The 22,666-nt window shown below is 71.4% G+C and carries 23 protein-coding genes; 13 read left to right on the forward strand and 10 right to left on the reverse strand.

Annotated elements, in window-relative coordinates:
* Positions 1-14 precede the first annotated feature (14 nt).
* The 6 genes from aztB (at position 15) to VC184_RS03290 (ending at position 6,562) form a co-directional block, all read left to right on the forward strand.
* Positions 15-896, forward strand: a complete 882-nt coding sequence (gene aztB / locus VC184_RS03265; RefSeq protein WP_323987276.1) for a zinc ABC transporter permease AztB — start codon at positions 15-17, stop codon at positions 894-896.
* Positions 893-2,137 carry a hypothetical protein gene (locus tag VC184_RS03270; RefSeq protein ID WP_323987277.1) on the forward strand — a complete coding sequence of 415 codons (1,245 nt, stop codon included), beginning with the start codon at positions 893-895 and terminating at the stop codon, positions 2,135-2,137. The genes aztB and VC184_RS03270 overlap by 4 nt, the downstream gene beginning before the upstream one ends.
* A complete protein-coding gene (locus VC184_RS03275) occupies positions 2,134-3,036 on the forward strand; it encodes a metal ABC transporter substrate-binding protein (protein ID WP_323987278.1) in 903 nt (300 codons plus the stop codon). The genes VC184_RS03270 and VC184_RS03275 overlap by 4 nt, the downstream gene beginning before the upstream one ends.
* A 29-nt stretch (positions 3,037-3,065) precedes the next feature.
* Positions 3,066-4,250 (forward strand): zinc metallochaperone AztD, encoded by a 1,185-nt coding sequence (gene aztD / locus VC184_RS03280; RefSeq protein ID WP_282502117.1) that lies wholly within the window; start codon positions 3,066-3,068, stop codon positions 4,248-4,250.
* 77 nt (positions 4,251-4,327) lie between these two features.
* The gene (locus tag VC184_RS03285) at positions 4,328-5,158 is read left to right on the forward strand and encodes a hypothetical protein (RefSeq protein WP_323987279.1); all 831 of its coding nucleotides are present in this window, start codon (positions 4,328-4,330) and stop codon (positions 5,156-5,158) included.
* A gap of 57 nt (positions 5,159-5,215) precedes the next feature.
* Positions 5,216-6,562: an MFS transporter gene (locus VC184_RS03290; protein ID WP_323987280.1), complete on the forward strand. Its 1,347-nt coding sequence runs from the start codon at positions 5,216-5,218 to the stop codon at positions 6,560-6,562.
* 34 nt (positions 6,563-6,596) lie between these two features.
* On the opposite strand, the gene VC184_RS03295 is transcribed toward VC184_RS03290, so the two are convergent.
* The 4 genes from VC184_RS03295 to VC184_RS03310 all read right to left on the reverse strand — a co-directional run bounded on the left by VC184_RS03295 (position 6,597) and on the right by VC184_RS03310 (position 10,843).
* Positions 6,597-7,808 carry an MFS transporter gene (locus tag VC184_RS03295; protein ID WP_274178434.1) on the reverse strand — a complete coding sequence of 404 codons (1,212 nt, stop codon included), beginning with the start codon at positions 7,806-7,808 and terminating at the stop codon, positions 6,597-6,599.
* A 220-nt stretch (positions 7,809-8,028) separates the two neighbouring features.
* Positions 8,029-8,913, reverse strand: a complete 885-nt coding sequence (locus VC184_RS03300; RefSeq protein WP_282502120.1) for a hypothetical protein — start codon at positions 8,911-8,913, stop codon at positions 8,029-8,031.
* On the reverse strand, positions 8,910-9,587 hold the full coding sequence (locus VC184_RS03305; RefSeq protein WP_282502121.1) for a response regulator: 678 nt from the start codon (positions 9,585-9,587) through the stop codon (positions 8,910-8,912). Before VC184_RS03305 ends, VC184_RS03300 begins: the two co-directional genes overlap by 4 nt.
* A complete protein-coding gene (locus VC184_RS03310; protein ID WP_323987281.1) occupies positions 9,575-10,843 on the reverse strand; it encodes a sensor histidine kinase in 1,269 nt (422 codons plus the stop codon). Before VC184_RS03310 ends, VC184_RS03305 begins: the two co-directional genes overlap by 13 nt.
* Before the next feature lie 156 nt (positions 10,844-10,999).
* Here VC184_RS03310 and VC184_RS03315 point away from each other — a divergent pair, with 156 nt between their 5' ends.
* From VC184_RS03315 to VC184_RS03325, 3 genes are all read left to right on the forward strand, one after another.
* Complete coding sequence (locus VC184_RS03315) at positions 11,000-11,767, forward strand: Cof-type HAD-IIB family hydrolase (protein WP_407667137.1); 768 nt, start codon at positions 11,000-11,002, stop codon at positions 11,765-11,767.
* 63 nt (positions 11,768-11,830) lie between these two features.
* Positions 11,831-12,661, forward strand: a complete 831-nt coding sequence (locus VC184_RS03320; protein ID WP_112616649.1) for an aldo/keto reductase — start codon at positions 11,831-11,833, stop codon at positions 12,659-12,661.
* A gap of 23 nt (positions 12,662-12,684) precedes the next feature.
* Positions 12,685-14,757 carry a S9 family peptidase gene (locus tag VC184_RS03325; protein ID WP_323987283.1) on the forward strand — a complete coding sequence of 691 codons (2,073 nt, stop codon included), beginning with the start codon at positions 12,685-12,687 and terminating at the stop codon, positions 14,755-14,757.
* Positions 14,758-14,848: 91 nt separating this feature from the next.
* Here VC184_RS03325 and VC184_RS03330 read toward each other — a convergent pair whose 3' ends face one another.
* The 4 genes from VC184_RS03330 to VC184_RS03345 all read right to left on the reverse strand — a co-directional run bounded on the left by VC184_RS03330 (position 14,849) and on the right by VC184_RS03345 (position 17,412).
* Positions 14,849-15,574 (reverse strand): YidC/Oxa1 family membrane protein insertase, encoded by a 726-nt coding sequence (locus VC184_RS03330; protein WP_323987284.1) that lies wholly within the window; start codon positions 15,572-15,574, stop codon positions 14,849-14,851.
* Between the two features lie 117 nt (positions 15,575-15,691).
* A complete protein-coding gene (locus VC184_RS03335; protein WP_112616655.1) occupies positions 15,692-15,973 on the reverse strand; it encodes a DUF6412 domain-containing protein in 282 nt (93 codons plus the stop codon).
* Positions 15,973-16,515, reverse strand: coding sequence for a DUF805 domain-containing protein (locus VC184_RS03340; RefSeq protein WP_323987285.1), 543 nt, complete (start codon positions 16,513-16,515; stop codon positions 15,973-15,975). Before VC184_RS03340 ends, VC184_RS03335 begins: the two co-directional genes overlap by 1 nt.
* Positions 16,516-16,626: 111 nt before the next feature.
* Positions 16,627-17,412 carry a siderophore-interacting protein gene (locus VC184_RS03345; RefSeq protein WP_274178443.1) on the reverse strand — a complete coding sequence of 262 codons (786 nt, stop codon included), beginning with the start codon at positions 17,410-17,412 and terminating at the stop codon, positions 16,627-16,629.
* A 100-nt stretch (positions 17,413-17,512) separates the two neighbouring features.
* On the opposite strand from VC184_RS03345, the gene VC184_RS03350 reads away from it, so the two are divergent.
* From VC184_RS03350 to VC184_RS03365, 4 genes are read left to right on the forward strand one after another with little or no spacing between them, the layout of a single operon-like run.
* A complete protein-coding gene (locus VC184_RS03350; protein WP_274178444.1) occupies positions 17,513-18,499 on the forward strand; it encodes a siderophore ABC transporter substrate-binding protein in 987 nt (328 codons plus the stop codon).
* Positions 18,500-18,553: 54 nt separating this feature from the next.
* The gene (locus VC184_RS03355) at positions 18,554-19,528 is read left to right on the forward strand and encodes an ABC transporter permease (RefSeq protein ID WP_282502127.1); all 975 of its coding nucleotides are present in this window, start codon (positions 18,554-18,556) and stop codon (positions 19,526-19,528) included.
* The gene (locus VC184_RS03360; protein WP_323987287.1) at positions 19,521-20,513 is read left to right on the forward strand and encodes an iron chelate uptake ABC transporter family permease subunit; all 993 of its coding nucleotides are present in this window, start codon (positions 19,521-19,523) and stop codon (positions 20,511-20,513) included. Before VC184_RS03355 ends, VC184_RS03360 begins: the two co-directional genes overlap by 8 nt.
* On the forward strand, positions 20,510-21,268 hold the full coding sequence (locus VC184_RS03365; RefSeq protein WP_274178447.1) for an iron ABC transporter ATP-binding protein: 759 nt from the start codon (positions 20,510-20,512) through the stop codon (positions 21,266-21,268). The genes VC184_RS03360 and VC184_RS03365 overlap by 4 nt, the downstream gene beginning before the upstream one ends.
* A gap of 95 nt (positions 21,269-21,363) precedes the next feature.
* On the opposite strand, the gene VC184_RS03370 is transcribed toward VC184_RS03365, so the two are convergent.
* Together VC184_RS03370 and VC184_RS03375 are read right to left on the reverse strand one after the other, a co-directional pair.
* Positions 21,364-21,582 carry a hypothetical protein gene (locus VC184_RS03370; protein ID WP_112616669.1) on the reverse strand — a complete coding sequence of 73 codons (219 nt, stop codon included), beginning with the start codon at positions 21,580-21,582 and terminating at the stop codon, positions 21,364-21,366.
* Positions 21,583-21,608: 26 nt separating this feature from the next.
* Positions 21,609-22,574 (reverse strand): DNA-3-methyladenine glycosylase family protein, encoded by a 966-nt coding sequence (locus VC184_RS03375; RefSeq protein WP_274178545.1) that lies wholly within the window; start codon positions 22,572-22,574, stop codon positions 21,609-21,611.
* Positions 22,575-22,666: the final 92 nt, after the last annotated feature.

Consider the following 22,666-nt stretch of genomic DNA (forward strand, 5'->3'; position numbering starts at 1 on the left):
TAAGGTCGTCGACCGTGTCCCTCCTCCTCGATCCCTTCGCCGTCACGTTCGTCCAGCGCGCCCTGCTCGGCGGCGCGCTCGTGGCGATCGTGTGCGGCATCGTCGGCACGTGGGTCGTGCTGCGCGGCATGGCGTTCCTGGGCGAGGCCATGGCGCACGGCATGCTTCCCGGGGTCGCCGTCGCGACCCGCACGGGGTTCCCGCCGATGGCGGGCGCTGCCATCAGTGCGGCAGCGATGTCGCTCGGGGTCGGAGCCCTGCAGCGCCGGGGCCGCCTCTCGGCCGACACCAGCATCGGACTCCTGTTCGTCGCGAGCCTCTCGCTCGGCATCATCGTCATCTCGGCGTCGCGGAGCTTCGCGACGGATGCCTCGGCCATCCTCTTCGGCGACATCCTGGCCATCGGTCCCTCCGAACTCGTCGCCCTCGCCGTCGCGGTCATCGTCACCGTCGTCGTCGCAGCCCTCGGGCACCGCGCGTTCGTCGCGCTGACCGTCGACCCGCGACAGGCGCAGCTGCTCGGTCTCCGTCCCCGCGCCGCCCACATCGTCCTCGTCGGGCTCGTCACGCTCGCGGTGGTCTCGGCCTACCAGGCGGTCGGCTCGCTGCTGGTGGTCGGCATGCTCCTCGGCCCCGCCGTCGCGGCCGGGCAGTGGACCCGGCGCATCGTGCCCACGATGATCCTCGCCGCCCTGATCGGCACGCTCTCCGTCGCCGTGGGCCTGCTCATCTCCTGGCACGCCGCCACCGCTGCCGGCGCCACGGTCGCATTCACCGCGATCTGCTCCGGTGCCGTCTCCACCGGCATCCGCGCGCTCGTGCGCGCTCTGACCCGCCCGGACGGGCGCCGCGCGCCGGCATCCGTCATCCCGAACACCCCGGAAAGGACCGCATGAGAACTCGTGCACCTCTCTCGCTCATCGCTCTCACCGCCGGTGCCGCCCTGCTCGCCGGCTGCCAGGCCGCTCCGTCGGACTCCGCCGCGACTCCGGATGCCGATGCCACCGCGCGTGGCGAAGCCCTCGGCGACGGTCACGGCGCCATCGCCGGGGCGCGCGAACTCGCCGAGCCCGCGCTGCACCTCACCAGCATCGGCACCGACGGTGCCGTGCACCACCTCGACCTGATCGACGAGCAGTCCGAGGTCCTCGGTGACATCGCTCCCGCCGACACGCTCGACAGCGAAGGACGCTTCCTCTTCGCGGGCCGCGAGGGTGAGGTGTCGATCATCGACAGCGGCGTGTGGACGTGGAACCACATCGACCACTTCCACTACTACGAGGCGCCGTCCCGCATCCTCGGTGAGCTCGAGGGTTCCGGCACACCGCGGACCGTGACGAGCGATCTCGGGGTCGGCGTCTACTTCGACGACGGCGACCGCGGCGGCGAGGCCGTGCTGCTCGACTTCGACGCGCTCAAGAAGGGCGACATCGTCGAGAGGTTCCGCCTCGACCTCGATGCCCCCGGGTCCCTCGTCGCACCGATCCCCGGGGGGGCGCTGATCGCCGACGCCGGCTCGGGCGAGATCCGCCGCGTCGACGCCTCGGGATCGGAACTCGACACCGCGCCCTGCGTCGACCCGGCAGGATCCATCGCGACCAATGTGGGCGTCGTCATCGGATGCGCCGACGGTGCCGTGCTCGCCGTCTCGGATGCCGCTGGCACGACTCTCGAGAGCATCCCGTATCCCGCGGGCGGGCCGAGCCGTGCCCTGTCGTTCGCGAACCGCGAGGGTCGCCCCACCGTGGCCGGTCGTACCGAGTCCTCGGCGTTCTGGCTGCTCGACACCCGCGAGCGCTCGTGGACGGCGCACGACGCCGGCCAGCCGATCGTCCGCGTGACGGCCGTCGACGACGCCGACGAGACCGTGGTCGCGCTCGCCGCCGACGGCTCGGTGATCGTCATCTCCGGTGCGACGGGTGAGCAGCTCTCCCGCACGGAGCCGCTGGTGGCGGCATCCGTCGCAGACCCGGCGCTCGCCGCGGGCGTCGACCTCGTCGCGGACCAGCGTCGCACCTACCTCAACGGGCCCGCGGAGCGGACGCTGTTCGAGCTCGATCCCGCCGACGGCGGGCGGGTGGCCCGAAGCTTCGCGACCGAGCACGCCCCGGCCCTCTTCACGGAGACGGGCCGATGAGGCGGGTGGCGCTGGCTCTCGGCCTCGTCGTCGCCGGAGTGGTCTCGCTCGCGGGCTGCTCGGGGGTCGGAAGCGACCGCCCGACCGTCGTCGTGACGACCAACATCCTGGGCGACATCGTGCAGAACCTCGCCGGCGAAGAGCTCGACGTCGTCACCTTCATGCCGCGGGACGCCGATCCGCACTCGTTCGAGCTCTCGGCCCAGGACGCGGCGACGATGCGCAGTGCCGATCTCGTGGTCTCGAACGGGCTCGGGCTCGAAGAGGGGGTGCAGCACCACGTCGACGCGTCCGCCGCGGACGGTGTGGCCCAGTTCGTCGCGGGCGATCACGTCGAGACCCTCGGTTACCTCGACTCCGACGCGGTCGACCCGCACTTCTGGACCGATCCGACCCAGACCGCTCGTGTCGTCGACGCCCTCGCTCCGGTCCTCGCCGACCTCGCCGGTGACGGCGGGCAGGCCGTGACGGACGCCGCCGACGCGTACGTCGCGGAACTCGAGGCCGTCGATGCCGAGATGGCGGCGGGCCTGGAGTCCATCCCCGCCGAGCACCGGGCCCTCGTCACCAACCATCACGTGTTCGGTTACCTCGCGCGCCGCTACGACGTCCGCATCCTGGGGGCGGCCATCCCGGGCGGCACGACGCTCGCAGCGCCCAGCGCGTCCGACCTGCAGGAGCTCGTCGACGCGATCGACGCGGCCGGGGTCCGCACGATCTTCGCCGACTCGTCGCAGCCCGACCGGCTCATGCGCGTCCTCGCCGACGAAGCGGGGCGCGACGTGTCCGTCGTGCCGCTGCTGACCGAGTCGCTCGCGCCAGAGGGGCAGCCCGGCGACACCTACCTCGACATGATGCGCCAGAACCTCCAGCGCATCACCGACGGCCTCACCCGATGAGGCATTTCCCTGGAAAGGAAACCCACCCCATGAAGAGAACCCTGCAGTTCGGCGCCCTCGCCGGCGCCGCAGCCCTGGTGCTGGCGGGATGCTCGTCCTCGCCCTCCGCGACGTCCAGCCCGTCCGGTGACGCGTCGGCCGAGGCATCCGTCCCCGCCGGTCCCCGGGTCGCGCTCGGCTACGAGGGCGGCGTGCTCGTGCTCGGCGGCGACGAGCTCGAGGTGATCGGAGACTTCGACTCCGAGGACTTCATCCGGCTCAACGCGGCCGGTGACGGCCGCCACGTCATGGTCACCACGTCGGAGGGCTTCCAGCTGCTCGACGTGCAGCAGCCCGAGCTCACCGACCTCGTCGTCCCGGCGGACGCCGCCGGACACGTCGTCGTCCACGGCGGCAAGACCGTGCTGTACGACGACGCGACGAGCGATACGACGATCTTCGACACCGCCGACCTCGCACAGCTCGACGGCAAGCTGCCCGACGCCGAGGTGATCGCCGGCGTCGAGGCGCACCACGGCGTCTCGGTCGAGCTCGAGGACGGCACACTGCTGACCACCGTCGGCGGCGAGGCCGGGCGCACCGGCATCCGCGTGCTCGATGCGGACGGCACCGAGGTCGCGTCCAACGCCGACTGCCCGGGCGTCCACGGTGAGGGCACCGCCGAGGGCGAGCGCGTCGTGTTCGGCTGCGAGAACGGCGCGATCATCTACGACGGCGGCGAGATCACCAAAGTCACCTCGCCCGACTCGTACGGCCGGATCGGCAACGCCTTCGTCGCGGAGGACAGCCCGCTCGTCGTCATGGACTACAAGGACGACCCCGACGCCGAGGGCTACCTGCTGCGCAACATCGCCCTCGTCGACACCGAGGCGAAGTCGCTGACCAAGGTCGCGCTGCCCGCCGGCGTCGAGTACACCTTCCGCGGCATCGCGCGCGGGCCGGCCGGCGAGGCCGTGCTGATCGGCACCGACGGATCGCTGCACTGGATCGATCCCGCCACGGGGGGCATCACGAAGTCCCTGCCCGTTGTCGACCCGTGGGAGGGTCCGGCCGAGTGGCAGGCTCCGCACCCGGCCGTCAAGGTCGCGGGCGACATCGCCTACGTCACCGACCCGGCGGACAGCGAGCTCGTCGCGGTCGACCTCACGACGGGTGAGATCGTGCAGACGGTGAAGCTGCCGCACGTTCCGAACGAGATCGCCGCCGTCTCCTGACGCGCCGCGCCGCCGCATCCGCTCCGGTCACCGGGGCGGATGCGGCGGACGTCGGACGTCGCCGTTAGCCTGGCGTCGTGCCGCCCGTCTCGACCTCGCAGCGCACGTATCGCTACCTGCGCCTGACCCTCGCGGGCGCACCCGTCGCGATCATGCTCGCGGTGCTCTTCGCGATCCCCGACGCGGGAGTGCTGCCCAGCGTCAGCCACTACTTCTACAGCTCGGCCCGCACCGTCTTCTCCGCCGCCCTCGTCGCGGCCGCGGCCTGCCTGCTCGCGCTCTCCGGGCGGGGCCCGCAGCGGGTGCTGCTGGATGTCGCGGCGCTCCTGGCCCCGCTCATCGCCATCATCCCGACGCCGATCTCGGCCGGCGAGGTGCCCGGCGTCGTCGTCGACTGCGCCGCCCCGTGCGTCCCCGCCGGGTTCACGGACGACCTCGACAACGCTCTGGCGACGTACCTCGTGATCGGCGCCGTCGTGCTCGCGATCGGTCTCGTGCTGGCGCGACGCGGAGACGTCGCCCTCCGCGACACGGGGCCGACGCTCGCCCTTGCGGCGACGGTGCTCGCGGGCGTGGCCCTCGTGTGGACGCTCGCACCGCAACTGCTCGTCCGCTACGGTCACGCCGTCGCGGCCTTCGGCTTCTTCATCCTCATCGCCCTCGTCGCGCTCGCCGAGGCGTTGCGGCCCTCCGATGCGCACCCACCGGCGAGGCGGACGCGGATCGGGTACGTCATCGTCGCGATCGCGCTCCTGCTCGACCTCGCCGCGACCGTCGTGTCGGCGGTGCTGTTCGACATCCCCGTCGTGCTGGCGGGAGAGCTCATCGCCCTGGCGCTGTTCCTGGTGTTCTGGATGATGCAGACGGCCCAGAAGTGGTCGCTCGCCGATCCCGCGCTGCGAGCCTGACCGTCGACCCGAAACGCGTTCTTCTCCGCGTTCGCGAGCGGGTCTACTGTTCGTCCCATGACCGCCCCGCTCAGCGCGCTGGAGACCTCGCGCATGCGCGCGTTCCACCAGGTGCTCGGCAACACTCTGCTCGCGAACGTGACCTCGAGCTTCCTCTGGTTCGCCCTGACGTTCTGGGCCTACCTCGCCACGGAGAACGTCCTGGCGACATCCATCATCGGCGGCTCGTACATGCTGCTCGTCGCCGTGTTCGGGGTGGTCTTCGGGGCCCTCGTCGACCACATGAAGAAGAAGGCCGTGATGGTGCTCTCGAGCCTCATCACCCTGGCGACCTATCTCGGTGCCGGCGCGGTCTACCTGCTGTTTCCCGAGTCGATCCTCGTCGATTGGGGGCGCCCCTGGTTCTGGGTGTTCGCGGGCCTGATCCTCGTCGGGGGAGTCGTGGAGAATCTGCGCAACATCGCGCTGTCCACCACCGTGACCCTTCTCGTGCCGAGCGACCGCCGCGACCGGGCGAACGGCCTCGTCGGAACGGTGCAGGGTGTGGCGTTCATCGTCACGAGCGTCTTCTCCGGTCTCTCGATCGGCCTCCTCGGGATGGGCTGGACCGTCGTGATCGCGGTGTCCGCGACCGCGTTGGCCCTCGCGCATCTGACATTCGTGTCGATCCCCGAGCGCGGCATCGCCGCATCGCACGAGGCCGCGGCACCGGCCTTCACGTTCCGCGGCGTCGTTCCGGCGATCCGATCCGTCCCGGGGCTGTTGGCCCTGATCCTGTTCACGACCCTCAACAACCTCGTCGGCGGGGTGTTCATGGCGCTCATGGATCCATACGGGCTGACGCTCTTCACCGTCGAGGCGTGGGGGATCGTGCTCGCGGTCACCGGCACGGGGTTCATCGTCGGCGGCGCGCTGGTCGCCGCCCGCGGTCTCGGCCGCAACCCCGTGCGCACCCTGCTGCTGGTCAACGTCGGCGTCGCGGTGCTGGGGATGACCTTCGCGATCCGCGAGTGGTGGTGGCTCTACGCCCTGGGGATCTTCGTGTTCATGATGCTCATGCCCGCAGCCGAGGCCGCCGAGCAGACCGTCATCCAGCGCGTCGTGCCGTTCCAGACCCAGGGCCGCGTCTTCGGCTTCGCGGCGTCGGTCGAGTCGGCCGCTTCGCCGATCTCGGCGTACCTCGTCGGACCGCTCGCGCAGTTCGGTCTGATTCCCTTCATGCGCACGGATGCCGGTGAGCGCAGCTTCGGCTGGCTCCTCGGCGCCGGTGAGGCGCGGGGCATCGCCCTGGCTTTCGTCGCCGGGAGCGCGCTCATGCTCGTGGTGGTGCTGCTCGCGTTCCTCTCGCCGCAGTACCGGCGACTGAGCCGGGCCTACGCCGACGCAGCGCCGCCAGAGCCTTAGGCTGCCGCCGCTGCGCTGCCGGGCCCGACCCCGGTCAGGCCGGCTGACGCGGCGCCCTGAGCCCGAGCACCGCGAGCAGGCCGGCGACCGCGACCATCACGAGGGTGCATCCGGCGACACCGGCCCAGCCGAGGTCGTGGAAGGCATATCCCAGGAGCCAGCCGAACAGGCTCGAGCCACCGTAGTACCCGAGGTAGTACAGCGACGCGGCTTGAGCGCGCGTCTCCGGCCTCGCCGCCGCGGGAGCCCAGCCCGAGGCGATCGCGTGGGCGCCGAAGAAGCCGGCGGTGAGGATCAGGAGCCCCACGAGCACCGCGATCACGTGGGGCACCGCCGTCACGACGATGCCGATCGCCATGACCGCGAGCGCCGCCAGCAGCACCGGCAGACGCCCGAACCGCCCCGCGAGCGACCCGGCCCAGGGAGAGGCTACGGTCCCGGCGAGGTAGGCGAGGAAGAGGAAGCTGACGATCCACAGCGGCAGCGAGTACGGCGGTGCGACGAGGTGGAACCCGAGGTAGTTGTACACGGCGACGAAGCCGCCCATGAGCAGGAATCCCTGCGCGTAGAGCGACAGCTGGCGACGGTCGCGCAGGTTCGTCGCGAGCCGGGCGACGAGCGAGGGGTCGGAGGTTCCGGTCCTCCGCTGCGGCGCGAAGCCGCGGGCCGGCGGGGTGAGCCACAGGAAGAGCACGGCCGACGCCGCGCACACCGCCGCGACGGCGAACACGCCGCCGCGCCACAGACCGACATCGCCGAAGGGGCCCGCGACGAGCCTTCCGAGCAGTCCGCCGATCGTGGTGCCGGCGATGTAGCTGCCGGCTGCCGTCGCGGTGTGGGCGGCGTCGACCTCTTCTGACAGATAGGCGAGGGCGATGGCGGGCACGGCCCCGAGTGCCACGCCCTCGAGCAGCCGGGCGGAGAGCAGCAGCGGCAGCGTCGGGGCGAGCGGGGCCAGCAGGCCGAGCACGGTCGCGGCGATGACCCCGGTCGCCATCGCGGGTACGCGACCGATGCGGTCGGCCACGACCGACCAGGGGATGACGCCGACGGCGAGACCGAGCGTCGAGACCGAGACCGCCAATGCGGCGGTGGCCGGTTCGACCCCGAACTCCGAGCCGATGAAGGGGAGGACCGCCTGGGGCGAGTACAACTGCGCGAAGGTCGCGACGCCGGCGAAGAACAACCCGGCGATGAGCCGGCGGTAAGCGGGCGACCCGGGAACATGACCGGTGAACGCACGCACCGGGCCAGCCTACGACCGCGGCGACCGCCAGCCGGACGTGAGAAGGGCCGGTCGACTCAGAATCGTCGACCGGCCCTGTCATCCCTTGCACCAGAGATCACACCGCGCAGTTGGGGGGAACTGCGTGCCTCGAAGTTATAACGACCAGGTAACGGGATGCAACGGCTGGGCCGTTCTCATCAGCGCTGCATAGTGATCGTTCAGGATCGCGGCAGGACCCTCAGCGACCCTCCCGAAGGACGACCGACCCCGCCGAGACCCGGACCTCGACGCGGTTGCGCGACGAGGGGTCTTCGTTCAGGCCGTTGACGAACGAGCCTGCCTCCTGGGTCGAGCTGACGGCGTAATCACCACGGGGGAGCGCGAGGTCGACCCCGCCCGCCTCGGCGGCGATCGTCACCGACGTCGGAGCGGTGCCCGCGAGGGAGCCCGACACCCGGCCGGCGCTGACGTCGACGGTCGCCTCACGGACCCCGTCGAGCTCGACCGAAACGCGTCCGGCGGATACGCGGGCGTCGAGGCTCGTCGCGGAGCCGGCCGTATCGATCGACCCGGCATCGGCGCGCAGCGCGAGAGCGCCGAACTCCCCGTCCGCTCGCAGGGCCCCCGCCCCCACGCTCAGCTGGGCGTCAAGTCCCGCGAGGTCGTCGGGAAGGACGAGCGTCGCCCGCGACGTTCCGCCCCACAGGCGCCATCCGCTCCACCAGTCACGGTCCGAGTCGACCACGAGGCGGTCGCCGTCGCGGGCGAGCTCCCACGCCTCGGCGCCTCCCGAGCCGGTCACGGTGAGGGTCGCCTCGTCGACATCGCCGAAGGAGACCTCGACGTCGGCAGCCGCGGCATCCATCTCGAGGAAGCTCACACCCGCGGTCGGCGCCGAGATCGTCGAGGTCGCGGTGCCGCCGCTGACGACCGTCGACACGACACTGGTTCCGGCGGTGAACAGGAGGAGGCCCGCGCCCGCGGCGATCGTGAGCCCGGCGACCACGCGGGCTGCGGACGACGGCGTCGACGTCGGCACCGTCGGGGGCGTGCCGCCCGCCGACGGCGGCCCGTCGGGGGCTCCCGGCGGCGTGGCAGGAGGCGGGGTCAGGGTCGTGCTCATCGCACTGCTCCGTTCTGCGGCTGTGAGCCGCCGTGTTCGAGATGGACGAGGGCGGCGAGCACGCGGCGGTTGCCGTGTTCGTCCTGCTCGAGGTCGAGTTTCTGGAAGAGCGAGGTGATGTACTTCTCGACGCTCGCCTCGCTGAGGAACATCGCCCCGGCGATCGCCTGATTGCTGCGCCCTTCGGCGATGAGGGCGAGCACCGTCCGCTCGCGTTCGGTGAGCCGCGACATCCGCTCGTCACGCGATCGGCGCATGAGCAGCTGCGCGACCACCTCGGGGTCGAGAACCGTGGCTCCCGCGCCGATGCGTTCGATCGTCGCGAGGAATTCGCCGACGTCGGCCACGCGGTCTTTCAAGAGGTAGCCCAGGGCCGCCCCCTGCGAAGTGATGAGCTCGCTCGCGTAGCGTTCCTCGACGTACTGGCTCAGGACGAGGATGGGCAGCCGGGGGTTCTCGGCACGCAGGGCGAGGGCCGCGCGGATGCCCTCGTCGGTGAACGTCGGCGGCAGCCGGACGTCGAGGATGCAGAGGTCGGGCTGGGTCTCGGCCACGGCGGCGGAGATACCGTCGGCATCGGGGAGGGCCGCGACGACCTCGTGGCCCGAGTCGGCCAGCAGCCGGACGATCCCCTCTCGCAGCAGCGTCGAGTCCTCGCAGATCAGGATGCGCACGGCACGCTCACCTCCAGAGCGGTCGGTCCACCGGCCGGGCTGTCGAGGCGTGTCGTGCCGCCCGCGGCGGTGATGCGGTTGATGATCCCGTCGAGCCCGCCTCCGGGGATGACCCGGGCTCCACCGACGCCGTTGTCCTCGACCCGCGCCCAGAGGGTGTGATCGTCGCGGTGACGGACCACCACGCGGCATTCCCCGGCCCGCGAGTGCTTGGCAGCGTTGGTGAGCGACTCCGCGATCGCGAAGTACACCGCCGCCTCCGCGGTGCGACTGCACCGCTGGTCGACCCGTACGTCGAGGCTGACGGGCACGTGCGAGCGGGCGGCGAGGGCGGACAGTGCCGCGTCGAGTCCGCGATCGTCGAGCACCGAGGCGTGGATTCCGCGGGCGAGCTGACGCAGTTCGGTGATCGCGGCCTTCGTCGAGGTGTGGGCCTCGGCAAGCAGTTCCTTCGCGGCATCCGGGTCGTCGTCGATCTTCTGCTGGGCGAGTCCCAGCGTCATGCCCACCGAGACGAGCCGCGGCTGCACGCCGTCGTGCAGGTCGCGCTCGATGCGGGTGCGCTCGAGCTCACCGGCGCGGACCGCGCCCTCGCGCTGCACCCCCGCGGTGCGGGCAGCCTCGACCAGCTGCGCTTCGCGCGAGGGGACGAGGATCGCCTTGGCGAGGATGCCGTGCAGAAGGGTGATCCCCACGAGGAGGGCTGCCGGCACGAGGACCAGGAGCACCCCGGCCACGACGGCGCCCTCGCGGGGAACGCTGATCCAGGTCGAGGCGACGGTGACGGTCTGCTCCGCGTAGAGCGGGGCGAAGATCAGGGCGAAGCCCGACGCGAGCAGTCCGGACAGGCTGAGCGCGATGAGCCCCAGCACCGTCGAGATCGCTGCGTGGGCGACCCCGCGCCACATCCGCCCGTCGGTGAACTGCAGCCAGACCGTGCGGAGCCAGCCGCCGAACCCGGGCCGGCCGCTGCTGCGCGGCGAAAGCGAGGGCAGGCCCCACGCGTACAGGCCGTCGACGCGGGCGTATTCGAGCCAGCCGGTGAGCCAGAGCGCGTAGACGAAACCCACCAGGATCGGCAGGCCGAGTCCGAGTGCCGGAGTCAGGCCGATCCCCGTCGCCATGAGGGTGAGGAGCACGGTGAACACGGCGGTGCCCGCGAAGCCGAGGGCGGCGAGCTGGGCGAGCGCTCCGAGCGGGCGCACCCAGGTCAGAGCACGGGATGGAGGGGCGGTGCTGGCGACGGCGGTGGTCATGGCTCCACGCTAGGACCGCGGCCGGGTGCCGCGCAGGCGAGCCGCCCGGAGACTCCCTTTCGGGTTATCCCCCGGGGGCGCACGGCCGCAGCCGCCGGTCGTGTCGGAGAGGATGGGGGAGTGACCTCTCCCGACATCCGCCTGATCGCCGTCGACATGGACGGCACGCTCCTCGACGCGGACGGCCGCATCCCCGGGGGCCTGTGGCGGCTGTTGCCGCGGCTGCGCGATCGGGGCATCGTGTTCGCTCCCGCAAGCGGACGCCAGCTCGCGACGCTCCGCCGGCAGTTCGCGGATGCGCCGGTCGAGCTCGACTACATCGCCGAGAACGGTGCGTACGTCGTCCGAGACGGCGCCGAGGTCAGCTCGGATGCCGTCGACCCCGCGTTCGCGGCATCCGTCGTCCGCCGCATCCGCGGTCTCGACCACCTCGATGTCGGCCTCGTCGTCTGCGGCAAGCGGTCGGCCTACATCGAGCGCGCGGACGCAGCCTTCTTCGCCGAGGCCGACAAGTACTACGCCGAGCTCGCTGTCGTGGACGACCTGACCTCGGTCGACGACGAGATCCTCAAGCTCGCCGTCTACGACTTCGCGCTCGCCGAGGACTCGGTCGCACCCGAGCTGTTCGACCTCCGCGAGACGCACCAGGTCGTGGTGTCGGGGCAGCACTGGGTCGACATCATGAACCCGGGGGTCAACAAGGGGCGGGCGCTGTCCCGTCTGCAGGAGACGCTCGGGATCGGCCCCGAGCACACGATGGCGTTCGGTGACTACCTCAACGACCTCGAACTGCTCCAGCAGGCCCGCTACTCGTACGCGATGGCCGAGGCGCACCCCGAGATCGCGGCCGTGGCCCGCTACAGCGCCCCCTCGCACACCGAGGCGGGAGTGCTGACGGTCATCGAGGAGTTCCTCGCCCGCTGAGCGACGGGATCGCTCTGCGCAAGCCCGCACCGAAGACCACGGCGACGGCGTAGCGTGTGCGGCATGGTCACGATTCCCACGGTCTCGCTCAACGACGGCTCCGACTTCCCCGAGCTCGGGCTCGGCACCTACAACCTGCGCGGCCCCGAGGGCATCGACGCCATCGCCGCCGCGATCGACTCCGGCTACCGGCTGCTCGACACGGCGGTGAACTACGAGAACGAGTCGGAGGTCGGGGAAGCCGTGCGTCGCAGCGGCATCCGCGACCAGCTGATCATCACGACCAAGGTGCCGGGGCGCGACCACGGCTTCGACGAGACGATCCGCAGCGCCGAAGGCTCGCTCGGCCGGCTCGGCGTCGAGAAGATCGACCTGTACCTCATCCACTGGCCGAACCCGAGCCAGGGCAAGTGGCTCGAGACCTACCGTGCGATGCTGGCGCTCCGCGACGAGGGGCAGGTCGGTTCGGTCGGCGTCTCGAACTTCACCGAGCCGATGCTCGCCCGCCTCATCGAGGAGACCGGAGTCGCCCCGGCGGTCAATCAGGTCGAGATGCACCCCTACTTCCCGCAGGCCGGCCTGCGCGCGTTCCACGCTGCGAACGGCATCCGCACCGAGAGCTGGAGCCCCCTGGCTCGGCGCAGCGAGCTGCTGAACGAGCAGGTCATCGCCGACATCGCGGCATCCCACGGCGTCACCGGAACGCAGGTCGTGCTGCGCTGGCACACGCAGCTGTCGTCGACCCCGATCCCGAAGTCTGCCGACCCGGTCCGCCAGCGCGAGAACGCCGACGTCTTCGACTTCCTGCTGTCGGGCGACGAGATCGCGGCGATCAGCGCCCTCGAACGTGGCCGGCTCTGGGACGGCGACCCCGACACCCACGAGGAGATGTAGCCCGCGCCGGATAGCGTGGAGGCATGACGACGCCGTTCGACTCTCTCGACGACTACTACGCCCTTCCCCGCATCGACGCGGCGGCGACCGCGCCCGACGGCTCGCACGTCGTGCTGACGGTCGCGACCCTCACGAAGGATCGCACCGGCTACGAGCGCTCGCTGTGGTCGGTGCCCGCCGATGGCGCCGGTGCGCCGCGACGCCTGACCCGCTCGACGACCGGCGAGTCCGGCGCCGTGTTCACCTCCTCCGGCGATTTGCTGTTCGTGTCGGCCCGCCCCGACAACGACGCCGCGGACGGCGCACCCGCTCAGCTCTGGCTGCTTCCGGCCGCCGGCGGCGAGGCGCGCCCGGTGACGCGGTTGGCCGGCGGCGTCTCCGCGGTCGTCAGGGCTGCGGACTCCGACCGCATCGTGATCGCGTCGTCGCTGCTCCCCGAGGCCGCCACGATCGAGGCCGACGCGAAGCTGCGGGCGGAGCGGAAGAAGCTCAAGGTTTCCGCGATCATCCACGACACCTACCCCGTGCGGTACTGGGACCACGATCTCGGCCCCCACGAGCCCGCGCTGCTTGCCCTCGATCTGAACGAGCTGGGCGACGCGCCCGCCGTCATCGCGACCGCCGACCAGGCCGTCGACGAGGTCGTCGGCGCTGGCGCCGAAGCGGGGGAGGCTGCCGACGAGCCCTACCCCGCGGGGCTTCCGCGCCCGCGCATCCTGCTCCGTGGTCGTGCGGCCTCGACGGCGGGTATGGCGCTCACGCCCGACGGTGCGACCCTCGTCGCCTCGGTGCCCGAGCCGCAGGGGCGTGACGCCCGGTACCGACTCGTCGCGATCGACACCGCGACGGGCGAGCTGCGCGTCATCCGCGACGAGGTCGACGTCGACGTCGAGATGCCCGCGATCAGCCGCGACGGCGCCCGTGTCGCCTACGTCCGCACGGCGAAGTCCACCCCCGCGGGGCCCGCCGATCAGGAGCTGTGGGCGAGCGCCCTCGACGGTGCCGACGCGCAGCGCCTGGCCTCGGACTGGGACCGCTGGCCCGGCAGCATCCGGTTCTCCGATGACGACGCGGCGCTCGTGGTGACCGCCGACCACGACGGACGCGGACCGATCTTCACCGTGCCGCTCGACGGCGGCGCCGTCGCGCAGACGACGCACGACGACTTCGCGTACACGCACGTCGAGCCGGTCTCGGGCACCACGGACGTCATCGCGCTCCGCTCCAATTGGATGACGCCGCCGCATCCTGTGCGTGTCGCCGCCGACGGCGCCGTGACTCCGCTGGCGAACCCGGCGCCGTCGCCGGCTACGACCGCCTCGATGGTCGAGGTCGAGACGACCGCCGATGACGGAGCCCGCGTGCGCGGCTGGCTCGTGCTGCCCGAGGGGGCGGATGCCGCGACCCCGGCGCCGCTTCTGCTGTGGATCCACGGCGGACCGCTCAACAGCTGGAACGCGTGGAGCTGGCGGTGGAGCCCGCTGCTGGCCGCGGCCCGAGGCTATGCCGTGCTGCTGCCCGACCCGGCGCTGTCGACCGGTTACGGGCTCGACTTCATCGCGCGCGGGTGGGACGCGTGGGGCGCGGCGCCCTTCACCGACCTCATGTCGATCACGGATGCGGTCGTCGCGCGCGATGACATCGACGAGACCCGGACGGCCGCGATGGGCGGATCGTTCGGCGGCTACATGGCGAACTGGGTGGCAGGTCACACCGACCGCTTCGACGCGATCGTGACCCACGCGAGCCTGTGGGCGTTCGACCAGTTCGCCGGCACGACCGACTTCGCGCCGTACTGGCAGAGCATCTTCAGCCCCGAGGGTGCGGTCGCCAACTCGCCGCATCGCTTCGTCGCCGACATCCGGACGCCGATGCTCGTGATCCACGGTGACCGTGACTACCGGGTGCCGATCGGCGAGGGTCTGCGGCTGTGGGCCGACCTCAACGAGCACCACGCCGCCGAGGACGGCACGAGCCCGCACCGGTTCCTGTACTACCCCGACGAGAACCACTGGATCCTCTCGCCGCAGAACGCGCGGGTCTGGTACGAGACGGTCTTCGCGTTCCTCGAGGAGAACCTGCCCGCGCGCGCCTGAGTCGCGTCTCAGTCGCGCCTTGCGGCGCTCGCCTGACAGGAGTGGCCCCTTCCCCGCGTGGGAGGGGGCCACTCCTGTCAGATGAACGGGTTCACGCGGCGACGGGCGGGAGGATGCGACGGAGGATGAGCCGCTGCGCCAGCGTCCAGGCGACCGTCACGACCAGGTACAGGCCCGCCGCGAGCGGAACGAACACCGCGACGACGGCGGTCGCGAACTGCGCGACCCCGAGCACCCCCGACAGGGCGGCCGGAGCATCCGTCACCCGGAAGGCTCGCCGCGTCAGCTCGCCGACGAGCGCGATCGAGGCGATGACGGCGCCGAACACGAGGGCGGCGGCGAGCGGCAGTGTGCCCGACGCGACGGTGCCCGCCAGGCTCGACCCGAGGGGGACCCCGGCGAGCGTCTCGGCGAGCAGCCCGTTGGTGTGGCCCGCGATCGTCGAATGGATGAACACCCCGTACAGCAGCCCCACGACGGGAGCCTGCACCAGCAGCGGCAGACAGCTCGCCGTCGGCGAGACGTTCTCGTCGCGATAGAGCTTGAGCGTCTCGCGTTGCAGCTTCTCGCGGTCGGTCCGGTATCGCTGCTGGAGCTCGCGCAGCCGCGGCGCCAGGCGTGCACGAGCGCGATCCGCTCGCGCCTGGGCGACGCCCGCGGGGATCAGTGCTGTGCGCACGACGACGGTGATAAGGATGACGGATGCCGCGGCGGCGAGGTCGCCGAGCGCGGGTCCGAGCGCCGCGGTCAGTGCGGCGAGGATCGAGGCCACGGCGTCGAGCGCCGCGGCGATGGGCGGGAAGGAGTACAGGTCCATGGAGAGTCCGATCGACGAAGCTGAGCACGGGGGGTCAGCCGCGAGGGGACGCCGGACGACGCGGAGTACGTGGCGCTGGCGGGGGTGTGCGCGGGTGTCGAGTCGTTCCGGACGTGGCTACGCGGCTGGAGCCGCGAGCCCCGGGGCGCGGGGGCGTCGTCTCCCGGGAGCGTCCGGGTCGCTCTGCGCCAGCAGAGTCGACGGCGAGATGGATCGCCGCGGGTGGGGGCGCCGCGAACCCGCCGCCCCCGTCGCCGTGACGGCGCCCGCGATCGAGGCGACCGCGATCGCGATCGTGAGCAGCGCCACCGCGGTCGCCGCTGCGAGCCCGCTCGAGTCGCCGAGCGAGAGGGCGCCGATGACCGAGAGCAGCATCGGGAGCGTGGAGAGGAGGGACATCACGCCACCACCCCTGTCGGGGCCCAGCCCGCGGCGCGCTCCAGCAGCGCGGCATCCCCGTCGAAACGCGCGCCCTCGGGGCGCGACCGTCGCAGGGCGAGCAGGAGAAGCACGAACCCGCCGATGGGCATCAGGTTCAGCAGCACCCACCATCCCGACAGGTTCGAATCGTGCAGCCGCCGCACCGCGACGGTGAAACCCGGGATGAAGGTGGCCACCACCCACACGGTCGAGGTCCACAGGTAGACCGCCACCAGGGTCGAGAGGGGATCGGTCGGAGCGATCGGCCCGAGGAGCTCGATCCCGCGCCATCCCCACCAGCCGAAGGGGTGCAGCCCGAGGTCGAGCTGCGGCCAGCGCCCCGACAGCATCCGCGGGATCACGAGGAGGAAGACGACGGCGGCTGTGAAGCCGACGGCCATCCACGACCAGTACTCACTGCGGCTGGCGCGCCCGCGCAGGCGGAAGGCGTGCACCACGAAACGGCGCATCGCCTGGGGCAGCGAAGCGTTCGGCAGCGGTGCTGTCGAGACGGCCTCCATCCCGCGATGCTAGCGGAGCGTCGCGGGGCGGCGCAGTCTTCGCCTGTCAGTTCTGGCCCCATCCCGCGCGGAGAGGGGGCGGGAAGCGTCAGGTGAACCGACCCGTGCGCGTCAGTGGGGTGCGTGATACTCGGGCTCGCCCCGCTTCCAGTAGCCCTTCACCGTGATCTGCTCGGGGTCGAGGCGCCAGCGGTCGAGGAGCAGCGTTCGAGCGGAGCGCACGATCGACTGCTCGGCCGCCACGAAAGCGAAGACGGCGCCGTCCGGTCGGTCGTCGTCGCCGAGCGCGGCGAGACGAGCGGCGAGGGGAGCGCCGGCGGATGCCGATCCGCGGTGCACCTGCTCGACGACGACCCCCGGCGGCGTGGTGATGGGCAGCTCGTGATCGGCGTCGGGCACCTCGATGAGCACGCGCCCGACGGCAGCGGCATCCATGTGATGGGCGAACCGCCGGATCGCGGGGACCGCGGTCTCGTCTCCCGCCAGGAACCAGCCGTCGGGGCGTCCCGTGAGCACGGCGGATCCGCGCGGTCCGCCGATGCCGATCGTCGACCCGATCTCCGCCGTCGCCGCCCAGTCCGCAGCCACGCCGTCGCCGTGCAGGGCGAACTCGAGGTCGAGCCAGCCCTCGTCGGCGTCCCAGGCGAGCGGGGTGTACTCGCGGCTCGGCGCCGCACGCAGCTCGTCGATGCTCTCGGGGGCCACCTCGGGGAAGAACACACGGACGTGGTCGTCGCACCCCGGGGAATCGAAGTCCCGCAGATCGGCGCCCTCGAGCCGCACCCGGACATAGGCGGGAGTGAGCCATTGTCGGGCTGCCAGGCGGACGAAGCGAAAACGCAGGTCGAGCGCTCGGCGAGCGATCCGGAACGAGGGGGTTGCGGTCGAGGCGGACATGAAGGTTAGGCTAACCTACACAGTCGCCGGTTCTCGATCCCGGCATCCGGTCGCCCCGTCGACCAGCATCCGATACGCACCGCACCAGGAGTTACGTCACGTGAGCCATGCCATCCGCCGTCCCGCACTCGTCTCGATCGCGCTCGTCGCAGCGCTCGGCCTCGCCGGGTGCGCGTCGTCGGCGAGCCCGGATGCCGCGCCCAGCGGTGACGCGACCGCGCCCACGACCGTCACCGTGACCGACAACCACGGCGAGATCGAGGTGCCCGTCGCCCCCGAACGCGTCGTCGCGCTCGATAACACGACGTTCCAGACGCTCAGCGACTGGGACATCGACCTCGTGGCGGCACCCAAGCCGCTGATGTACGACCTGTGGCCCAACCTGTCCGGGGGCGACGACGTGCTCGACGTCGGGCTGCACCGCGAGCCCGACCTCGAGGCGATCATCTCGGCCCAGCCCGACCTCATCGTCGGCGGGTACCGCTTCCGCGACATCTACGACGACCTGACGGCGATCCAGCCCGCGACGATCGAGACCAGTGCTCGCGAGGGCGAGGAGCAGGTCGCCGAGCTGAAGCGCCAGGTCGAGATCCTCGGACAGGTCTTCGATCGGGAGGATGACGCGAAGAAGCTCGCCGACGCCCTCGACGGCGCCGTCGCCGACGCGAAGGCGGCCTACAACGGCACCGACACGGTCGTCGGCCTGCTCACCTCGGGCGGCAAGATCTCGTTCGCAGCCCCGGGGGAGGGGCGCGGCGTCGGTGCCGTCTTCCCCACGCTCGGACTCGTCCCCGGCATCGATCGCGGAGCGGAGAACGCCTCGCACGGCGACGACATCAGCGTCGAGGCGATCGCGGCGGCGAACCCCGAGTGGCTGATCGTGCTGGACCGGGACGCCATGTTCGGCGAGGACGGCTATGTCTCGGCGAAGGAGCTCATCGAGGGGTCCGAAGCGCTGCAGAACGTGCCCGCCGTGCAGAAGGGGCAGATCGTCTACCTCGCACCGAGTTTCTACCTCGACGAGGGCATCCAGGCGTACACCAAGCTCTACGCCGACATCGCGACGGCCTTCGCCGCGGCGGCCTGATCGTCCTGCGCGGTGCCCCGTCCGGTACTGCCGGCCGGGGCGCCGCGATCCGTCATGACTGCGCTCACCGCCCCCGCCCGCATCCGCGGGCGTCTCGCCCTCCCGGCCGCGATCACCGTCGTGACCGGTCTCGTCGTGCTGTCCCTCTTCGTCGGCGTCTACGACCTCGCCTCGGACGGCGTCGGCTCGGAGATGCTGTGGATCACCCGGATTCCGCGCACGCTCGCGCTGGTCCTCGCGGGCTGCGCGATGGCCGTCTCCGGCCTCGTCATGCAGCTGCTGACGCAGAACCGCTTCGTCGAGCCGACCACCACTGGGACCACCGAGTGGGCAGCGCTCGGCCTCCTCGCGACGGTGCTCCTCGCGCCCGACGCTCCGCTGGTCGTACGCATGCTCTTCGCGAGCCTCGCGGCGTTCGTCGGCACGATGGTCTTCCTCGCGATCCTGCGTCGCATCCAGCTGCGCTCGTCGCTGATCGTGCCGCTCATCGGCATCATGCTCGGCGCCGTCGTCTCGTCCTTCACGACCTACCTCGCGGTCAGTGCGAACGCCCTGCAGATGCTGGGTACGTGGTTCATGGGCAGCTTCACCGCCGTCGTCCGTGGTCGCTACGAGGTCCTGTGGGTCGTCGGCATCGTCGTCGTGCTCGTCGCGCTCTTCGCCGACCGGCTGACGGCGGCGAGCCTCGGGAAGGATGTCGCAACGACGCTCGGTGTCGACTACGACCGGGTGCTCCTCCTCGGCACCGCCCTCGTCGCCGTCGCGACCGGCGTCACGACCGTCGTCGTGGGGTTCCTGCCCTTCCTCGGGCTCGTCGTGCCCAACCTCGTGTCGATGTGGCGGGGAGACAATCTCCGCGCGAACCTCCCCTGGGTGTGTCTCGGCGGAGTGGCTGTCATCGTCGTCTGCGACATCGTCGGCCGCGTCATCCGGATGCCGTTCGAGGTGCCCGTCTCGATGATCCTCGGCGTCCTCGGTGCTGCCGTGTTCGTCGTGCTGCTCCTGCGGCAGCGAGGGCACGATGGCTGAGACGCTGCGCGGCACTGTCCGATCGCGGGTGTGGCTGCGGTTCGTCGTTCTCGCCATCATGGTCGCCGCGGCGGCCGTCCTGCTGCTGACCTGGAACATCCCTCTCGATCCGGCGCAGCGCGGCTATTGGCTCGCCGTGGAGCTCCGGGTCACGACGGTGGCGACGGTCGCGATCGTCGCCTGCTGCCAGGCGGTGGCGACGGTGCTATTTCACACCGCGACGGGCAACCGCATCCTGACGCCCTCGATCATGGGGTTCGACGCGCTCTACGTCGTGATGCAGACCGGCCTGGTGTTCTTCTTCGGGGGAGCTGCGCTCGCGGCCACCGACGGGCTCGCCAAGGTGGCCCTCCAGAGCCTGCTGATGGTGGCGTTCGCGACCCTCCTCTACGGGTGGCTCTTCGCCGGCAAGCGGGGAAACCTGCACATCATGCTGCTGATCGGGATCGTGCTCGGGGTCGGTTTCGGCTCGCTCTCGACGGTGATGCAGCGGCTGCTGACGCCGAGCGACTTCGACCTGCTCTCGGCGCGCCTGTTCGGCAACCTGAGCAACTCGAACCCCGAGTACCTTGCGTGGGCCGCGGTGATCGTCGCGATCGTCCTCGTCGTGGTGTGGCGCCGCCGCCGACGTCTCGACGTGCTGACCCTCGGGCGCGACGTCGCCACGAACCTCGGCCTCGCGTACAAGCGCGAGGTCACCGTCCTGCTGATCCTGGTGGCCGTGCTCATCTCGGTCTCCACGACGCTCGTCGGCCCGATGACCTTCTTCGGGTTCATCGTCGCGACCCTCGCCTACCAGCTCGGCGGATCGTCCCGCCACGCCGTGATTCTGCCCTTCGCGGCGCTGCTGGGGGCGGCGACGCTGCTCGGCGGCTACTTCGTGCTGCGGCACGTGTTCTACGCCGCGGGCATGCTCACGGTCATCATCGAGTTCGTCGGCGGCCTCTTCTTCATCGTCTACCTGCTGCGAAAGGGCGCGCTGTGATCACCCTCACCGACGTCTCGAAGTCCTACGGGGGCCTGCGCGTGCTGGGTCCCATCGACCTCCAGATCCCGGCCGGCGGGGTGACCGCCCTCGTCGGGCCCAACGGCGCCGGCAAGTCCACGCTGCTCACGATCGTCGGGCGCCTGACCGAGCCCACCACGGGCACGGTCACGGTGGGCGGTCTCGATGTCGCGCGCACCCCGAGCCGCGAGCTGGCGCGCGTGGTGTCGATCCTGCGGCAGGAGAACCACTTCGTCACGCGGCTCACGGTGCGCGACCTCGTCGGCTTCGGGCGGTTCCCCCACTCCGGGGGACGCCTCACTCCCGACGACCGGCGCCACGTCGACGAGGCGCTGCGCTTCCTCGATCTGGAGGACCTCTCGCACCGCTACCTCGATCAGCTCTCCGGCGGGCAGCGCCAGCGCGCCTACGTCGCGATGGTGCTCGCGCAGGACACCGACTGCATCCTGCTCGACGAGCCGCTCAACAACCTCGACATGCGTCACGCCGTGGGGATGATGCGGCAGCTGCGGCGTGCGGCGGATGAGCTGGGGAAGACCGTCGTCGTCGTCATCCACGACATCAACTTCGCCGCCGCCTACGCCGACCGCATCGTGGCCCTCACCGGGGGAACGGTGGCGTGCGCGGGGATACCGCGAGACATCATGCGCCCCGACGTGCTGGAGAGCGTGTTCCAGACGCCGATCGCGGTCCGCGACGACGGCGAGTACCCGCTCGCCGTGTACTTCCGCTGACCGCAGCGCACCGAGAGGGCTTCGCCTGGCAGTTGTGGCCGCATCCGGCGCGTGAAGGGGGCGGAAAGTGTCAGGTGAAGCGGCTCGCGCGGCGGTCAGAGCTGCGCGCCGTCGTCGTCGCGGTCGTAGACGCCCTCGTTGCGTCCCCGGCGCGACTCGTAGGCGATGAGCCATCCCACCGAGATCGCCGCGGCGAGCACGAGGCCGAGCCACACGTTGTTCATCACGAGGCCGAACACGATGCCGAGCAGGAAGACGAGGGCGGCGCCGAGCGCCCAGTAGGTGTGTCCGCGCTGCCATCCCCGATTCGCCATGCCCCGAGCCTACGGTGCCGCGCGGGTCAGCGGTCGCGGTGGTCTTCGGGATGCAGCCGCGGGCCGCGGCGCGGTTCGAAGACGCCGCCCGCGTAGATGAGCCGGATGACACGCTGCCGGTGGCCCCGCCACGGCTCGAGCAGTTCGAGCATCCCGTCGTCGTCGACGCGGTGGCCCGTCAGGGCGTAGCCCACGGTGTGGCACAGGTGGTAGTCGCCCACGCTCACGGCATCGGGATCGCCGAAGGCGCGGATGCGGGTCTCCGCGGAGGTCCACGGCCCGATCCCCGGCAGTGAGGTCAGGATGCGTTCGTGCTCGTCGCCGCCGCGGGCGCCGGCGACCGCGCGCTCGATCGACGCCCGTCGCTGTGCCGCGCGCACGACGGTGCGCGACTGCGGCGGCTCGAGGCCGGCGCGATGCCACGCCCAGCTCGGAATCAGGTGCCAGTCCGCGGGCGGGGCGAACATCGGACGCGGCGTCGGTCCCGGCGCACGCTCGCCGTACCAGGTGACGATCGCGCGCCAAGCGCCGAAGGCCTGCAGGCCCGTCACCTTCTGCTCGAAGATCGCGCTCGCGAGGTCGTCGAAGACGAGGTCGGTCGCGCCCAGGCGGATGTCGGGATGCCGATGGTGGATGTCGGCGATGAGCGGATGCCGCGTCCCGTCGAACCCTTCGGGATCGTCGTGTGCGCCGCACAGCCGCGGCAGCTGCTCGATCGCCCACTGGGCGCCGGGACCCCAGGCGGCTGCTCTCACGAGCGAGCGGCCCACCCGCAGGGCGAGCGTCGCGACGCCGCGCGGCGTGCGGCTGACGCGCCAGATCACGTCGCCTGAGACCGTCATCGTGGGATCGTGGGCGCCGTGCTGCTGGTGACGTACCGCGCGGGCGATGTCGATCGGCGCAGCCGGTCGGTACTCGGTCTCGATCGGGCGGGATGACGGCGGCGGCGGCGCGGCATCGCGCTCGCGGATCGCCGGGCGGCGACCCGGCATCCGTCCCGTCGTCACCGCGCTCATGCCGACACTTTACGTCGGAACCTCCGACATCCCGCCGTGAGCGACGTCGATCGGCGTCGGGGTGACGC

The sequence above is a fragment of the Microbacterium plantarum genome (genome assembly GCF_035231185.1).
In the GTDB taxonomy this organism is placed as follows: Bacteria; Actinomycetota; Actinomycetes; order Actinomycetales; family Microbacteriaceae; genus Microbacterium; species Microbacterium plantarum.

What these genes read in the sequence shown, in the direction of transcription:
- VC184_RS03270 (WP_323987277.1), top strand. Translation starts at nt 893, where the DNA reads ATGAGAACTCGTGCACCTCTCTCGCTCATCGCTCTCACCGCCGGTGCC.
- VC184_RS03275 (WP_323987278.1), top strand. Translation starts at nt 2,134, where the DNA reads ATGAGGCGGGTGGCGCTGGCTCTCGGCCTCGTCGTCGCCGGAGTGGTC.
- aztD (WP_282502117.1), top strand. Translation starts at nt 3,066, where the DNA reads ATGAAGAGAACCCTGCAGTTCGGCGCCCTCGCCGGCGCCGCAGCCCTG.
- VC184_RS03290 (WP_323987280.1), top strand. Translation starts at nt 5,216, where the DNA reads ATGACCGCCCCGCTCAGCGCGCTGGAGACCTCGCGCATGCGCGCGTTC.
- VC184_RS03300 (WP_282502120.1), bottom strand. Translation starts at nt 8,913, where the DNA reads ATGAGCACGACCCTGACCCCGCCTCCTGCCACGCCGCCGGGAGCCCCC.
- VC184_RS03310 (WP_323987281.1), bottom strand. Translation starts at nt 10,843, where the DNA reads ATGACCACCGCCGTCGCCAGCACCGCCCCTCCATCCCGTGCTCTGACC.
- VC184_RS03315 (WP_407667137.1), top strand. Translation starts at nt 11,000, where the DNA reads ATGGACGGCACGCTCCTCGACGCGGACGGCCGCATCCCCGGGGGCCTG.
- VC184_RS03320 (WP_112616649.1), top strand. Translation starts at nt 11,831, where the DNA reads ATGGTCACGATTCCCACGGTCTCGCTCAACGACGGCTCCGACTTCCCC.
- VC184_RS03325 (WP_323987283.1), top strand. Translation starts at nt 12,685, where the DNA reads ATGACGACGCCGTTCGACTCTCTCGACGACTACTACGCCCTTCCCCGC.
- VC184_RS03330 (WP_323987284.1), bottom strand. Translation starts at nt 15,574, where the DNA reads ATGGACCTGTACTCCTTCCCGCCCATCGCCGCGGCGCTCGACGCCGTG.
- VC184_RS03335 (WP_112616655.1), bottom strand. Translation starts at nt 15,973, where the DNA reads ATGTCCCTCCTCTCCACGCTCCCGATGCTGCTCTCGGTCATCGGCGCC.
- VC184_RS03340 (WP_323987285.1), bottom strand. Translation starts at nt 16,515, where the DNA reads ATGGAGGCCGTCTCGACAGCACCGCTGCCGAACGCTTCGCTGCCCCAG.
- VC184_RS03345 (WP_274178443.1), bottom strand. Translation starts at nt 17,412, where the DNA reads ATGTCCGCCTCGACCGCAACCCCCTCGTTCCGGATCGCTCGCCGAGCG.
- VC184_RS03355 (WP_282502127.1), top strand. Translation starts at nt 18,554, where the DNA reads ATGACTGCGCTCACCGCCCCCGCCCGCATCCGCGGGCGTCTCGCCCTC.
- VC184_RS03360 (WP_323987287.1), top strand. Translation starts at nt 19,521, where the DNA reads ATGGCTGAGACGCTGCGCGGCACTGTCCGATCGCGGGTGTGGCTGCGG.
- VC184_RS03370 (WP_112616669.1), bottom strand. Translation starts at nt 21,582, where the DNA reads ATGGCGAATCGGGGATGGCAGCGCGGACACACCTACTGGGCGCTCGGC.
- VC184_RS03375 (WP_274178545.1), bottom strand. Translation starts at nt 22,574, where the DNA reads ATGCCGGGTCGCCGCCCGGCGATCCGCGAGCGCGATGCCGCGCCGCCG.